Genomic DNA, 14,125 nt, shown 5'->3' on the forward strand with positions numbered 1-14,125 from the left:
GCATCTGCGCCCGCGGGCGCAAATCCTGTGGCACGGGCGCTGTACGCCGTCATCGCCGTGCCTGCGGCGGCACCGGGCTGTCCTTCAGCACCACGCCATCCGCGTCGATCCGTTCGATCTCGGCGCCGTTCTTCAGCACCGCCCCTTCGAAATAACGCGCGCCGTTGGCCAGCTGCACCGAGCGCGTGCCGTTGCCGTCCTCGGTAATGCTGACCACGCGCGCGGGAAACACGCCCTGCCAGTTCTCCATGTGGCCGTCGCGCACCTGCCGGCGCCGGCTCTCGGCGGTCTCGCGGTAGTCGATCTTGTCGGACACCAGCACGCCCGGATGCAGGTCCTCGATCACGCGCCGCACCTTGTCGCGCCCGTTCACGGGGTCGGCGGTGCCGCTCAGCAGCACGCGGCCCTGGCCCTGGTAGGCGATGCCGACGCCGGGCTCGTCGAGATAGCGCTGGATATGCTCGATCAGGTCGTCGGCCGAGCGCACCTGCTGCTGCACGCCGCGGCCGAACGGCGCCAGCGCCTGCACGATGCGCTGCCGGTCCACGCGCGAATTGACAAAGCCCTTGACCGTGACCGTGCCGTTGGGCAGCGACACCACCTCCAGCTCCGGATACGCCGCCACGGTCTTGCGCACGGCGGCGGGATCCACCTGCTGCGTGCGCGGCGCCAGCCCGCCGTTGGCATAGGTGGCGGCGAGCCAGCCGGCGCCGACCAGCCCGACCACGCCGGCCACGCCCAGCGCCGCCAGCAGCGCGCGGCCGGGCCGGCGCCCGCCTTGCTGCTGCGCGTCGGCATCGCGCGCCGCGCGCCGGCCGGATTCGGCCCAGGCAAAGAGCGTGTCGGTGGCCTCGGACATGCCGGGCTGCGCGCGCAGCAGCTCCACGTCGAGCGCGCCGATGGTAAGGATGTCGCCGCCCGCCAGCGCGAACGCGCGCTGCGTGGTGGCGCGGCCGTTGACGTTGACCGCGGCCTCGCCGACCCGCTCGGCCGACACCGCCAGCTCGCCCACGTTCAGCACCAGGTGGCGCGGCTGCACCTCGGCGCCGGGCACGCTGATATCCACGTCCGCCGCGGTGCCGAGCACGTTGGCGCCGCGCCGCAGCGTGACCTGGCGGCCGTAGACGTCGCCGCCGAGAAAGCGCAGGGTCCAGCCGGAAGCGTGAGAATCGCGCAGGTCGGCCATCAGCTCATCCCCGGGATCACCAGCCGCGGCGTCAGCAGGTAGAAGCGCTCCATGTTGTTCTGGCGCTTCTCCTGGAACTTGAACAGGTTGCCGATGATCGGCACGTCCTGCAGCAGCGGCACGCCGGACGAGGCGTTGATCTTTTCTTCGGTGGTGTAGCCGGCGATCAGCAGGCTCTTGCCCTCTTCCACCATCGCCTGCGTGGTGATCGAGCGGCGCCGCACCACCGGGATGCGGTCGACGGTCTCGCCGGACAGGTTGCCGTCGGCGATATCGATGGTCAGCATCACCGCGCGGCTCTGCTGCTCGTCGACCACCAGCGGGGTCACGCGCACGGCGGTGCCGGCGGTCACGTTGAACAGGCCCGCGTCCTGGAAGCCGTCGACGCGCACATAGAATTCCTGCAGGTTCTCCAGCGCGGCCTCGGTGTTGTCCAGCGTCAGCACCTTGGGCCGCGCGACGAAGTTGGCCTGGCCGCGCTCGGCCAGCGCCTTGACGCGCGTGAGCAGGTAGCGGGTCACGTCGTTGCCGATGGCGCCGGTGAACTGCAGGCCGCTGCCGATGGTCGCCGCGGTGGTGCCGGCTTCATTGGCGAGATTGCCGAAGCTCAGGCCGGCGTTGCCGTTGCCGCCGCCGAGCTGCAGGTCGACATGGCGCGTATGCAGGCGCCAGTCGACGCCCAGGCTGTCCAGGTCGGCCTGGCTGATGTCCATGATGGTGACCTCGATCTCCACCAGCCGCGGCTTGACGTCGAGCGATTCGATCAGGCGCCGGTACTGCGCCATCTTGTCCGGGGTGTCGCGCACGATCACCGCATTGAGGCGGGTATCGGCCTGGAACTGCGGCAACTGGCCGCTGCCCCAGTTGTTCTGCATGCCCAGGCCCAGCCCCGTGCCGCCGCCCATGGCATCGAGCATCTGCGACGGGTCGGCGCTGGGAATGCCCATGCCGCTGCCGCCGCCCTCGCCCATGCGCAGCTTGGCCTGGCGCGTGGCGCCGCGGCTGGTGCCCAGGCTGGGGCCGGTGCCGGTGGCCAGCGTCCGGTTGCGCCCGTACAGGTTGCGCAGCACCGTGACCACGCCGGGCACGGTCATCTCCTTGCCGGCGCGGTTGATGCGGAAGTCCGAGGCCCACGAGTACTTGAGCGGAAACAGCTGGATCTCGGCGCGCTCGTCGGCAATGGAACGGTCGTCCACCGCGCGCACCGCGGCGCGCACCGTTTCGACGTAACGCTTGGGGCCGGACACCATCAGCGTGCCTTCCGCGTCGTTGATGGTGATGGGGTAGCGCGAGTCGGGCACCTGCATCCGCTCCAGCGAATCGCGCAGGCGCGCGCCGGAGCCGCGCGCGATCGGCAGCACCTCGCTGCGCGCCTCGCTGGCGACGTCGATATACAGCAGCGAACCGTCGTAGTAGTAGGTCAGCCCGAACATCGAGCACACGCTCTTGAGCACGTGCTGCGCGGATTCATTGAACTTGCCGCTGATGGTCCCTTCCACCTTGGGATCGATCACCGCGGTGGTGCCCTGCGACGCGGTCAGCTCGCGCAGGAAGTCCGCCAGCCGCTTGTCGCTGGCCGAGGCCTGGAACGGCTTGTTGGGCCAGCGCAGGTCCGCCGCGCGCGCGGCCTGCGTGCCGCACAGCAGCGTCCCCGCCAGGCACAGCAGCGCCGCCGCGGCGCGCCATGCCGGCAGGCAAGTGGCGCGGCGAGTGCGGCCAGCGCGGCCAGTCGATCCGAGTTCCCCGTGGTGCCCCAGCGTCATGTCAGTTTGCTTGTCCGTTATTGCTGCGTGGTCTTGCTGCGTGGTTGCCTGCGCATCGCGTCCATCCGTCCATCCATCCGTCCGCCTACAGGAAGGTCAGCATGGTCTGCAGCGCGCGCTGCGCAAAGCGCATCACCTCGCCGCCCAGCCAGCCGCCCAGCAGCACCAGCGACACCAGCACCGCGATCAGCCGCGCCGAGGTGCCGATGCTCTGGTCCTGGATCTGCGTCACCGCCTGCAGCACCGCCACCACCAGCGCCACCAGCGTGCCGATCAGCACCACCGGCAGCGTCACCCACAGCACCACCAGCAGCGCCTGGCGCGTGATGTCGAGAATGGTGTCGGCGCCCATCTCACTCTCCGGCCGGGTTCTGGATCCAGCCCACCGGCACCAGCGTCACGTCTTCATCGACTTCCTGGTACGACAGCACCGGGATGCGCGGCGCCACCGGCTCGATCAGCCGCTTGATATAGCGGCGCACATCGACGCTGACCACCACCACCACGCGCGCCGCTCCGGCACCGCCGGCGGCACCCGCCTTCTCCGCGGCTTTCTCCAGCAGCACGCGCAGCTGCTCGCGGATATCGCGCGTGACGTCGTGGCTGAGCAGCAGCAGGTTGCCGCGCGCCGCCTTCTCGATCGCGCCCTGCACGCGCGCTTCCAGCGCGGGTTCGAACAGCACCGCGTCGAGCGAGCGATTGGCGCCGACATGGCGGCTGGTGATCAGGCGGCCCAGGTCCACGCGCACCAGCTCGGTCAGCGCGATCGCATCGGTTTCCTTGGGTGCCCAGGTGACCAGGCTCTCGAAGATGGTGCGCAGGTTGCGGATCGGCACGCCTTCCTGCAGCAGGCGGCGCAGCACGTCGGTGATGCGCTGCAGCGGCACCACGCGCGCCAGTTCCATGACCAGGTCCGGCGCCTCGGCCTGGATCACGTGGATCATCGCCTGCACGTCCTGGATGCCCAGCAGCGGCGCCGCATGCTGCTTGATCACCGCGCCCACGTGCACCGCCAGCACTTCCTCGCACGACAGCGTGCGCACGCCGCCGGCGGCGTCGGCATCGCCCGCCGCGGCAGGCTCGGCCGGCACCCATACCACTTCCTGGAACGGGCCGAACGGTGCGCCCGGCTCGGCCACGCCCTGGTCGACGCGCGCGCGCGCCCCCGGCTCCAGCAGCCGCTTGCCGGGGCGCAGCAAACCGCCGGACGCCACCACGTCCTGCACGCGGATCGCATACGCGTCGCGCTCGGCCAGCGCGCGGTGCTGGATGCGCAGCCGCGGGAACACCATGCCCAGTTCGGCCTCGACCTCGCCCTTGGCGGTGGTCATGCGCTGCTCGAACAGGCGCAGGTCGATGCGCCCGCGCAGCCCCTCGTCAAGCTCCAGCGCCAGCGCCGGCGCCACCGCGGCCTGCGTGCCGGCGCCGGCGTCCTCTTCCGCATCGGCCATCTCGATCCAGGTAACGGTGCCCGTGCTGCGCTGCGCGCGGCGCAGCAGCAGGTAGCCGCCGCCGGCCACCACCAGCGCCATCAGCCCGAAGGTCCACTTGGGAAAGCCCGGCACCACCAGGAACACCGCAATCGCGAGGCCCGACACCACCAGCGCCCTGGGCTGGGCCAGGATCTGCTTGCCGATGACGTTGCCCAGGTTGAGCGAGCGGGTGCGGTCTTCGTCGGACGACACCCGGGTGATCACCACGCCCGCCGCGATCGAGACCAGCAGCGACGGGATCTGCGACACCATGCCATCGCCGATGGTCAGGATGGCATAGCGCTGCAGCGCCTCGCCGATGCTCATGTCCTTCATCAGCGTGCCGATGGTGATGCCCGCCAGGATATTGACCAGCGCGATCACCACGCCGGCAATGGCGTCGCCCTTGACGAACTTCATCGCGCCGTCCATGGCGCCGTGCAGCTGGCATTCCTGTTCCAGCGCGCGGCGGCGCTCCTGCGCCTGCGCGGCGGTGATGGTGCCGGCGCGCACGTCGGCGTCGATGCTCATCTGCTTGCCCGGCATCGCATCCAGCGCAAAGCGCGCGCCCACCTCGGCCACGCGCTCCGAGCCCTTGGCGATGACGATGAACTGCACGATGGCGATGATCAGGAACACCACGCCGCCCACCACCACGTTGTTGCCGACGATCAGCTTGCCGAAGGTATCGATGATGTGGCCGGCATCGGCGTGCAGCAGGATCAGCTTGGTCGAGGCGATGTTCAGCGACAGCCGGAACAGCGTGGTGAACAGCAGCAGCGACGGGAACGTCGACAGCGACAGCGCCGACGGGATATAGGTGGCGACGATCAGCAGGGTCAGGCTCATGCCCAGGTTGATCGTCAGCAGCAGGTCCAGCAGGAAAGTGGGCAGCGGCAGCACGAACAGCGCGATCACGGCAAACAGCAGCAGCGTCAGCGCCAGGTCTGACTGGCGCGACGCCGCCGCGGCCATCTGCTGCAGCCCCGGCGCGCCCGGGCCGAGGCCGCGCGGGAACGCTGGGAGGTTTGCCGGGAGTTTCGCCATCGTCCTTGCCGGTGGGATCAGTGGGCGCAGTGTATGGCCGCCCCCGCACAGCGACCAGTACCGAGGATTCGTAGCGGGTGCCGCACATCCCGGCTCCGGGGCGCCCGCCAGGCGCTTTTGCGCGCAAGCCTACCAAGCCTCGTAGTGGACGCGGCTGCACCCCGCTGCTTATCGTTGCGTCTCGAGCAACCGAGCCGCCCAACATGCCTTCCGTCCTGCCTCGCCCTGGCCGCGAACCGTTTGTGCCGGCGCCCGCCGCGGCCGCGCCGGGCAGCGCCGCGCGCGTGCTGGTGCACAGCGCCGACGCGGCGGCACGGCTGGCCACGTCAGGGCTCGATGCCACGCCGGCGCTGCCGCATATGGAACCCGATATCGCGCGGCTGTCCGGCTGGCTGGCTTGCCGCGCCGGCGCCGTGCCGGTGCGCGCGGCCGGCCTGGACTGGCAACTGCGCTTCGTGCCCGCAGACGCGGAAATCGCGGCGCGGGCCGGCGCCGGCTATGCCTTCACCCTCGGCAGCGGCCACGGCGTGCTGCGCTGGGACGTAACCAGCGAACGGCTGCTGCTGGCCGCGCCCGGCGCCGCCGAGGCGCTGCCTGCCCTGCTGCGCCACGCGCTGATGGCGGATGCGCTGGCCGAAGCGGTGGCGGCACTGGGCCAGGCCATGCCCGATGCCTTCAGCTGGCAGCCCGATGGCGCCCGCGCGCAGGCCTTGTCCTCGGCCCACGCCTTTGGCTTCGAGCTGCGGCGCGAGGCGCCGCCGGCACGGCTGCGCGGCACGCTGCAGCTGGACCAGCCCGAGCGGCTGGCGGCGTTGCCCGCGGGACCGCCGCCGGCACGGCAGCCGTGGATCGAGCGCCTGCCGGTGCCGATCGCGGTGCGCATCGGCACCACGCGGCTGGCGCTGGGCGAGATGCACGGCATCGAGCCGGGAGACATCGTCGGCATCGACGACTGGCATTCGCAGGGCAGCGCGCTGGTGGTGCGCTGCACCACCGGGCGCCATGGCCCGGACTGGATCGCGCTGGCCGAAGGCCGGCGGCTGGTGGTGCAGCCTGGCGCGGATAGCAGGATCAGCAGCAGCAACAGCGGCAGCACCGACGTTTCAAACGGAGCGCATATGGAAGAGCAAGACCCCGCACGGCAAGCCCAGCCCATTCCCCATCCCGACGCGGCGCAGCCGACGCTGTCGCGGCTGGATCGCCTGGAGGTGACGCTGCGCTTTGAAGTGGGCGACGTCGCGGTGCCGCTGGCCGAGCTGCGCGCGGTCGCGCCGGGCTATGTGTTCGAGCTGCCGCAGCCGCTCAAGCAGAGCGAGGTGCGCATCGTCGCCAACGGCAACCGCATCGGCACCGGCACCCTGATCGCGGTCGGCAACCGGCTGGGCGTGCGCATCACCACCTTCGCCGGCGGCGACGCATGATTCGCGGCAGACCGCGCCATCCCGTCCCGGCCCGGTGCATCGGGTGCATAAGATGAACAGCGGACTCTACAATCCGGTCCTGATCCTGACCATCATCCTGACGTTCGGCATCGCGCCCTTCGTCGCGCTGATGGTCACCAGCTACACCAAGCTGGTGATCGTGTTCGGCCTGCTGCGCGCCGCGCTGGGCCTGCAGCAGGTGCCGCCGAACATGGTCCTGAACGGCATCGCCATCATCCTGACCGCCTACATCATGGCGCCGATCGGCTCCGACGCCTTCGACGCCATCAAGCGCCGCGCCGACGCCAACGCCGCCTTCAACGTCAACGACGTGGTCACCGTCTACGACGCCGTCAGCGGCCCGCTCAAGGAATTCCTGGTCAAGCACACCGAAGAGCGCAACCGCACCTTCTTCGTCCAGTCCGCCAAGCGCATCTGGCCCGAGGGCCGCGCCGACGACCTCAAGTCCGACGACATGATGGTGCTGATCCCCAGCTTCACGCTGTCAGAGCTGACGCGGGCGTTCCAGATCGGCTTCGTGGTCTACCTGGTGTTCGTGGTGGTCGACCTGATCGTCGCCGCCATCCTGCTCGCGCTGGGCATGTCGATGGTGGCGCCGACCACGATCTCGGTGCCGTTCAAGCTGCTGCTGTTCGTGATGCTGGAGGGGTGGACGCAACTGATACAGGGGCTGGTGCTGTCGTATCGGTGAGGGTGCGTGCGGTCGCGCTCGTACCCCTGGTACTGTGAGAAGTCAGGGACGATGCGTACGAAGCCAGTCCTTCAGCGCGTCATTCATCCGCGTTTGCCAGCCGTCGCCACTGGCGCGGAAGGCGGCCAGGACTTCGGCGTCATAGCGGATGGTCACTGGCTCTTTAGGGTTGGCCAGCTTGGGTCGGCCGCCTCGATTCCTGAGCGGCTGCATTTGCTTCATCTCCTCTGCGCTTACCTCGTAGGTATCCGGGTCGGCGGCAATGCCACGGTTGATCGCCGCGTCCTCTTCGGGCGTCGGCACGATCACTGTGCGGCCTGACCGGGTCTTAATAGCTTGCGGCATAGTCCTGTACCTCTCGCATGTTTGCCTTGCGCAGGCTGATTACGTGGAAAGTCTCGCCCCGCTGCGTGAACACTACGCAATAGAGCCGATCCCCGATAAAGCCGAATCCGATCTCGCGCAACTCGCGGTAGTCGCTTCGGGTGTCCGGCCTGGCCATCACATCTGACCAGTCGATCTCGGCCGCCATGGCAAGAGAGATGCCGTGCTTGACGTTGTTCGCGACATCCTTGCCGGGGTCGAAGCTGATTCGCATGGTGTTATTGTAGTTACAAAAACCAGTCTGGGGCAACAGGTTCTGAGTGACAGATTCATGGCCTTGGCCGGCTGGTCAGTGCGCCTTCCAGGCATCTTTCCGGCGGTACCGTGCCGGTGGTGAGCGGGTCGTGCTGGACGAAAGCACAGCGACGAACCTGCATCATTGCCGACATCCGGTTGGCCGTCGAAATTTGGTACCGCGTTGTGTCTGCGCCAGGCCCCCACCGCCCTCACCTCCGCCCCCATGCTGGCTTCGACGCCTTCGACGCCATCAAGCGCCGCGCCCTACGACGCCGTCACCGGCCCGCTCTGGGAATTCCTGGCCGAGCACACCGAGAAGCGCAACGTCGCCGCCATCCTGCTCGCGCTGGGCATGTCGATGGTGGCGCCGACCACGATCTCGGTGCCGTTCAAGCTGCTGCTGTTCGTGATGCTGGAGGGATGGACGCAGTTGATCCAGGGGTTGGTGCTGTCGTACCGGTGACGGGCGCCATGCTGCGACCGGCACTTCATTTGCACCGAAGGTACCGCGGCTTTGCATGCCTGCCCCGCTCTCGGCCGCTGCTCACTCATCGGGGCCAAGAATAACGTCCACCGCCGCCCTCCCGGCCAGCTCGGCCACGAGATAAGCCCAACGGCTGGAGTATGGTCCCCCAAACACTTTGATGCGCTTGCCAAGCGCCGCGACGCCTGGCGGAGCCATGGGTCCCTCAATCTGGAACCAGACGTCGAACATGTCCTTGGCAGCGATTCTGAGATCGACATGGATATCGAACCCGCGATACTCCGTTACGCGATCCATGGCCATCTTCAATGTTTTATCAGTAAGTTGATCAACGGAATTCCCGGCCCAGCCGGGCAGTAGTGGCTGACTACAGGCGCATGGTTCACAGCCACCTGAAATTCGGCATCAGGTCACTATGCTCGTCTATCCCGACTCCACCTAGTTCGTTGACGATCTGCTTGACGGCTTCCTTCGATTTCGAATCGCAACTGGCAATCATCAGAAACTGGCCTGGTGCCGTTCGTGCATGCTGGCGCCATAACGCAAGGCGACCGATCTTGCCGCCGGCCAATCCGCCGACCCACCAGCCGATCATCGCGCCGAGCACGGCAGCACCCACGTACGCGACAGCCGTGGCGGCATCGCCGGCGGAGACGCCGTACCTGAAAATGATAAACACGCCGACGATCGCACCGACGAAAATTCCCGTGATCGCCGCCTCTTCGCGATACGTAATCTGGCCGGCGTCGACCATCGGCAATCCATCGACCGGCTGATTGTCTCGCTGGACAAAAGACAGCCCGGCGACGAATTCCGGGGTGCCGGCCAGCCTGGCCAAGCGCGCTTGCGCCAGTCGCGCCGTGGCGATGTCATTCAGCCTGAAATACAGCAGCGTACGCATGATGGCTCCGGAACTCCCCGTGGGTGACTTCAGGAGTCACCGGTCCTAAGACGTCATCGAGGGGGAAGGCCCGGAAACGAGTGATAGGCACAGCAGAAGCACACGGCTTCTGCACGCTACAACTAGCAGTATAGGGAGGCGATGTGCACTGTCCTAACCCCCTTACAAGTTGGTCGGGCAAGCGCTGTGGCGGGCACCCGCGGTGCATGCCCGCACGCACCGCCGCTGCCTCTGCCGCTACACTGACTGGATGGCAGGAGCCGTTCCCGCGCCCGGCACCGTCTCCGCCTCCACGTCGACACAAGGTCAGAAATGAACCGCCTTCGGTACTCGGTGATCCTGTCCTATGACATCCTGGATTCCACAGGAGACTTTCTGTTGATCGTCGAAGCCGCCAAAACCCCAAGACAGTCCGTTGTCTGCGAGCGCCTGGCGCTCACACCACCAATTCACACTGATCGCTACACGGACTCACTATGCAATCGCCGGCTGAGAATCCATGCGGACAAGGGGCCCCTGTCCGTCCGCTATGAAGCTGTGGTGGACATCGACCATCGGCTGGACGATGGCGTGTCACTCACCGAGGTACCGGTTGCCGGGCTCCCCTTCGATGTACTTCCCTACCTCGCGCCGAGCCGGTATTGCGAATCCGACCGCATGATGGAGTTCGCGATGCGCGAATTTGGCGGCATGCGCCCAGGCTATATGCGCGTGTATGCGATTCGGGAATGGGTACGCAACCATGTGCGCTTTGTTTCGCGCTCGACCAACGAACGCACTTCGGCAATCGATACGATCGTCGAGCGCACTGGCGTATGCCGGGATTTTGCCCACCTGATGATCGGGATCTGCCGCGCCCTGAGTATTCCCGCCCGTATGTCCAGCAGCGTGGATTATGGTGCGGATCCCGCGCTCGGTGCGCCAGACTTTCATGCGGTGGTCGAGGTGTTCCTGTCGGGCGGCTGGTACCTGTTCGATCCGTCAGGGGTGTCCATCCCGACCGGCCTGCTGCGAATCGGCACTGGCCGGGATGCCGCCGACATTCCGTTCGCCGCCATCTTCGGCAAGGTCGCGTCGGAACGTCCCATTATCGAAATCCAGCCAATTTCCGACCCGGCGGCCGGCATCGGATTGCCGCTCGCGACCACGTGCGCTATCTCGACCTGGTAGCGGGCGCCTGGCGTGCAGGGTCCCTCTTTAACTCTGTTCCGAGGGCAGAGATCCGAGGGATGCCATTTCCTGGACATCTCCTCAGATCATGAAGACCGACGAGCCGGTCGTCTTGCGCGACTCGAGATCGCGGTGCGCCTGCACTGCGTCCTCCAGCGCGTAGCGCTGGTTGATTCCGATCCGGATGCGCCCTGCGGCGACATGGCCGAAGACCTCTGCCGCGAGCGCGGCCTTTTCCTCGGGATCGGCGATGTAGTCGGCGAGCGCCGAGCGTGTCACGTACACCGAGCCCTTCTTCGCGAGGATCGCCGGATCGAACGGCGCGATCTTGCCCGACGCGGTGCCGACGCAGACGAGCAGCCCGCGGCGCTTCAGCGAATCGAGCGAGGCATCGAAGGTGTCCTTCCCAACGCTGTCGTAGACGACGGACACGCCGACGCCGTTCGTCAGCTCGCGCACGCGCTTCGCGACGTCCTCGCGCGTGTAGTAGACGATGTGGTCGCAGCCGTGCGCGCGCGCGACTGCGGCCTTTTCCTCCGTCGACACGGTGCCAATGACGGTGAGTCCAAGCAACCTGGCCCACTGGCAGAGAATCAGCCCGACGCCGCCCGCCGCGGCATGCACGAGAATCGTCTCACCCGCCTGCAACGGCCAGATGCGGCGCAGCAGGTATGCCGACGTCAGGCCGCGCATCGTCATCGCCGCGGCGGTTTCGCAATCGATGCCGTCGGGTAGCTTGATCAGCGGTGCAGCCGGAATCAGGCGCTCGGTGCTATACGCGCCGAGCGTGTTCAGAAAGCCGGTATAGGTCACGCGATCGCCGGGCGCAACGTTCGTCACGCCCGATCCGACCGCTTCCACGATGCCCGCCGCCTCGACGCCCATGCCGCCTGGCAGCGGCATCGGGTAGAGGCCCGAGCGGAAATACGTGTCCGCGAAATTGAGGCCGACTGCCACGTGGCTCAGCCGCACCTCGCCCGGACCGGGCTGCCCGACGGCCACTTCCTCCCAGCGCATCACCTCGGGGCCGCCTGTTTGGTGAATCCTGATCGCATGTGCCATCTGTTTCGTTTCCTGTTCGCTTGTCTGGACGGCGCGACGCCACCGTCTGTCGATATCAACGGGTGCCAATGTGTGCGCGCGGAGCGCCCACGCTGTGCCGGCGAAAGACCCGGGTTCAGAACGGCCGGTCGCCGACGATCGCCGCCCGGTCCATCTTCCGGACGCAGGGCGGATAATCCATGACTGCGTAGTGCTGGGTGCAGCGGTTGTCCCAGATCGCGACGCTGTTCTTCTTCCAGCGGAAGCGGACCTGGTATTCGGGGATATTGGCCTGGCTGATCAGATAGGCGAGCAACTGGCCGGAGCCCGGGTTGCCGTCCTGCCCGACACGCACGCGCGCGGGCGTCTTGAAATTGACAAAATGCGTCGTGAAGCTGTTGACGAACAACACCTTCTCACCCGTCTCCGGATGCGTGCGCACCACCGGATGCTCGGCGTCCGGGTACTGTGCCTTCAGCGCCAGGCGTTTTTCGATCGGCATCGAAGCGCCGAAGCTCGACTGGATGCTGTGGCTCGCGTGCAGATCAGCGATATCGTCCTTCACGTGCTGCGGCAATTGCTCATACGCGAGTGCCATGTTCACCCACATCGTGTCGCCGCCAACGTCCGGGCACTCGACGCAGCGCAGCACCGCGCCCATTGGCGGCGCCACGCGCCAGGTCGCGTCGGTGTGCCACGAATTCTCGCGGCGGTCGAGCGGCTGGTCCGGCGACTTGTAGATCTGCACGAGGCCCGGATGCTCCGGATCGCTGCCGACGATCGGGTGGTCCTCAAGCTGGCCGAACCGGCGCGCGAAGGCAACGTGCTCGGCGCGCGTAATGTCCTGGTCCCGCAGGAACAGAACCTTGTGCGCGAGCAGCAACGCCTTGATCTCGGCGAACAACGTCGCGTCGCGCGATGCATCACCGAGATTGACGCCTGACACCTCGGCGCCGATGGAACAAGTCAATCGTTCGACCTGCATAGCCATTCTCCTTTGAGAGTGAAAGCCTGGTGCGCGAGCATGCGTGGACGCCCGCGCAGGCCGATTTCACATTTCGTTCGCCTCATCGAGGCCGCAATGATGCAGCCGGGAACCGGATGATGAGTTTGGCGCTCAGGCCGTCTTGCGCAGATACCCCTGGGTTCCGCCCTTACGATTGGGGGCAAAGCCGTTGGCTGCCAGGGTTTCCTCGACGGTGTCATAGAACACGCCGATCTTGCAGATCTCGCGTGCCTCCCTGGCACTTGCAACAGGACGGCCGAACTCGCGCGCGATACGTACCAGTTGCTCGATCTGGGACACACTGCTAGCCTTGCCGTTGCGCTGCTGGTTCCAGATACCGTCTTCAATGCCGCAGCGCACATGCAGGCCCATCGCGATACCCATCATGTTCACCGGCAGCACGTTGCGCTGGTTGCTTTCCACGGTCAGCATGGCGCCATCTGGCACATCGCGAACGATATTGGCGAGGCTATAGATACTGGGCTTGTCAAAGCCGCCGCTGAGCGCCACCCAATTCATGACCAGCGGGCCCTTGTAGATGCCGCGGCGCATCAGCCGCTCCACCGTATCGAAGCTGTTGATGTTGTAGCATTGGAAGGCACTCTGGATGCCTGCCTTGCTCAGACGGCGAATATGCTCCTCGACCCAACCCGGGCCAGAGGGAACGATCATCTCCTTGTATGCGTTGTAGTAGGCCGGAAGCCCGCGCGAAAGGCCCGCGTAGTCTGCGTCTTCCGCGTGCTCGGTAACGTTCATCAAGGTCGTGTTGACGGTAACGGTTACCTGGTCTGGTTTGGGATCCAGTTCGGCCAGCATGTGGCGGGTGTCGTCGCTCAGCCATTTGGCGGCTTCGCCCTCGCCTTCCGGGGCAAAACTGATAGAGCCGCCCACCTGGATAATCATCTCTGGCACGGCCTTGCGCACGCCGGCAATCAGTTCGTTGAACTTGGACAGGCGCTTGCTGCCCTTGCCATCCGGTTCGCGCACATGCAGGTGCAGCACGGTCGCGCCCGCGTTATAACAATCGACAGCCTTTTGGATCTGTGCCTCCATGGAGACAGGGATGTCCTCAGGGAAGTCTGAAGGCAAGTAACCCGGTGCATATGGTGCAGCGGTAATCACCAGGGGTTGCTGGTTCTCGGGATACAGGTGTCCGTCCAGAAAGTTCATTATGTGTCTCCTATTGGAAATAATGAAATCAAAGATTTCGCTCGCGCAGGGTTTTCGTGGCAATGGCATGCATTGCCGCGATTAAATCTCAATCTTCGTCGGTATTTTTATGAAGCTTGCCGTGAATAGCG

14 protein-coding genes and 1 pseudogene are annotated in these 14,125 nt (G+C 66.4%); 4 read left to right on the forward strand and 11 right to left on the reverse strand.

Translation table 11 applies throughout. The features are described from left to right. Window positions 1-49: 49 nt before the first annotated feature. The 4 genes from CBM2594_RS20910 to sctV form a co-directional block, all read right to left on the reverse strand. Window positions 50-1,186, reverse strand: a complete 1,137-nt coding sequence (locus CBM2594_RS20910; RefSeq protein WP_116358694.1) for a type III secretion system protein SctD — start codon at window positions 1,184-1,186, stop codon at window positions 50-52. After that, on the reverse strand, window positions 1,186-2,949 hold the full coding sequence (sctC, locus tag CBM2594_RS20915) for a type III secretion system outer membrane ring subunit SctC (protein ID WP_116358695.1): 1,764 nt from the start codon (window positions 2,947-2,949) through the stop codon (window positions 1,186-1,188). Before sctC ends, CBM2594_RS20910 begins: the two co-directional genes overlap by 1 nt. Before the next feature lie 85 nt (window positions 2,950-3,034). Next, on the reverse strand, window positions 3,035-3,301 hold the full coding sequence (locus CBM2594_RS20920; protein WP_018007333.1) for an EscS/YscS/HrcS family type III secretion system export apparatus protein: 267 nt from the start codon (window positions 3,299-3,301) through the stop codon (window positions 3,035-3,037). A 1-nt stretch (window position 3,302) separates the two neighbouring features. Beyond that, window positions 3,303-5,468 carry a type III secretion system export apparatus subunit SctV gene (gene sctV, locus CBM2594_RS20925; RefSeq protein WP_116358696.1) on the reverse strand — a complete coding sequence of 722 codons (2,166 nt, stop codon included), beginning with the start codon at window positions 5,466-5,468 and terminating at the stop codon, window positions 3,303-3,305. A 203-nt stretch (window positions 5,469-5,671) separates the two neighbouring features. On the opposite strand from sctV, the gene sctQ reads away from it, so the two are divergent. Together sctQ and sctR are read left to right on the forward strand one after the other, a co-directional pair. Further along, a complete protein-coding gene (gene sctQ, locus CBM2594_RS20930; protein ID WP_116358697.1) occupies window positions 5,672-6,889 on the forward strand; it encodes a type III secretion system cytoplasmic ring protein SctQ in 1,218 nt (405 codons plus the stop codon). Between the two features lie 52 nt (window positions 6,890-6,941). Then, entirely contained in the window at window positions 6,942-7,601 is a 660-nt protein-coding gene (gene sctR, locus CBM2594_RS20935; RefSeq protein ID WP_012356083.1) for a type III secretion system export apparatus subunit SctR, read from the forward strand. A 42-nt stretch (window positions 7,602-7,643) separates the two neighbouring features. Here sctR and CBM2594_RS20940 read toward each other — a convergent pair whose 3' ends face one another. Next, a complete protein-coding gene (locus CBM2594_RS20940) occupies window positions 7,644-7,946 on the reverse strand; it encodes a BrnA antitoxin family protein (protein ID WP_116358698.1) in 303 nt (100 codons plus the stop codon). Further along, window positions 7,930-8,199: a BrnT family toxin gene (locus CBM2594_RS20945; protein WP_116358699.1), complete on the reverse strand. Its 270-nt coding sequence runs from the start codon at window positions 8,197-8,199 to the stop codon at window positions 7,930-7,932. Before CBM2594_RS20945 ends, CBM2594_RS20940 begins: the two co-directional genes overlap by 17 nt. Before the next feature lie 348 nt (window positions 8,200-8,547). Here CBM2594_RS20945 and CBM2594_RS20950 point away from each other — a divergent pair. Then, window positions 8,548-8,685 (forward strand): annotated as a pseudogene (locus tag CBM2594_RS20950) (EscR/YscR/HrcR family type III secretion system export apparatus protein); the annotation flags it as partial. An 81-nt stretch (window positions 8,686-8,766) separates the two neighbouring features. Here the strand turns inward: CBM2594_RS20950 and CBM2594_RS20955 are convergent. After that, window positions 8,767-9,003 (reverse strand): hypothetical protein, encoded by a 237-nt coding sequence (locus CBM2594_RS20955; protein WP_116359709.1) that lies wholly within the window; start codon window positions 9,001-9,003, stop codon window positions 8,767-8,769. Window positions 9,004-9,088: 85 nt separating this feature from the next. Further along, window positions 9,089-9,607, reverse strand: coding sequence for a hypothetical protein (locus CBM2594_RS20960; RefSeq protein ID WP_116358700.1), 519 nt, complete (start codon window positions 9,605-9,607; stop codon window positions 9,089-9,091). A gap of 312 nt (window positions 9,608-9,919) precedes the next feature. Here CBM2594_RS20960 and CBM2594_RS20965 point away from each other — a divergent pair, with 312 nt between their 5' ends. Beyond that, window positions 9,920-10,777 carry a transglutaminase-like domain-containing protein gene (locus CBM2594_RS20965; RefSeq protein WP_116358701.1) on the forward strand — a complete coding sequence of 286 codons (858 nt, stop codon included), beginning with the start codon at window positions 9,920-9,922 and terminating at the stop codon, window positions 10,775-10,777. An 81-nt stretch (window positions 10,778-10,858) separates the two neighbouring features. Here the strand turns inward: CBM2594_RS20965 and CBM2594_RS20970 are convergent, their stop codons facing one another. From CBM2594_RS20970 to CBM2594_RS20980, 3 genes are all read right to left on the reverse strand, one after another. After that, window positions 10,859-11,839, reverse strand: a complete 981-nt coding sequence (locus CBM2594_RS20970) for a quinone oxidoreductase family protein (RefSeq protein ID WP_116358702.1) — start codon at window positions 11,837-11,839, stop codon at window positions 10,859-10,861. Window positions 11,840-11,954: 115 nt separating this feature from the next. After that, on the reverse strand, window positions 11,955-12,803 hold the full coding sequence (locus CBM2594_RS20975) for a TauD/TfdA dioxygenase family protein (protein ID WP_116358703.1): 849 nt from the start codon (window positions 12,801-12,803) through the stop codon (window positions 11,955-11,957). A 132-nt stretch (window positions 12,804-12,935) separates the two neighbouring features. Then, window positions 12,936-13,994: a 3-keto-5-aminohexanoate cleavage protein gene (locus tag CBM2594_RS20980; RefSeq protein WP_116358704.1), complete on the reverse strand. Its 1,059-nt coding sequence runs from the start codon at window positions 13,992-13,994 to the stop codon at window positions 12,936-12,938. Window positions 13,995-14,125: the final 131 nt, after the last annotated feature.

The organism is Cupriavidus taiwanensis (genome assembly GCF_900249755.1).
Classification (GTDB): Bacteria; Pseudomonadota; Gammaproteobacteria; order Burkholderiales; family Burkholderiaceae; genus Cupriavidus; species Cupriavidus taiwanensis_D.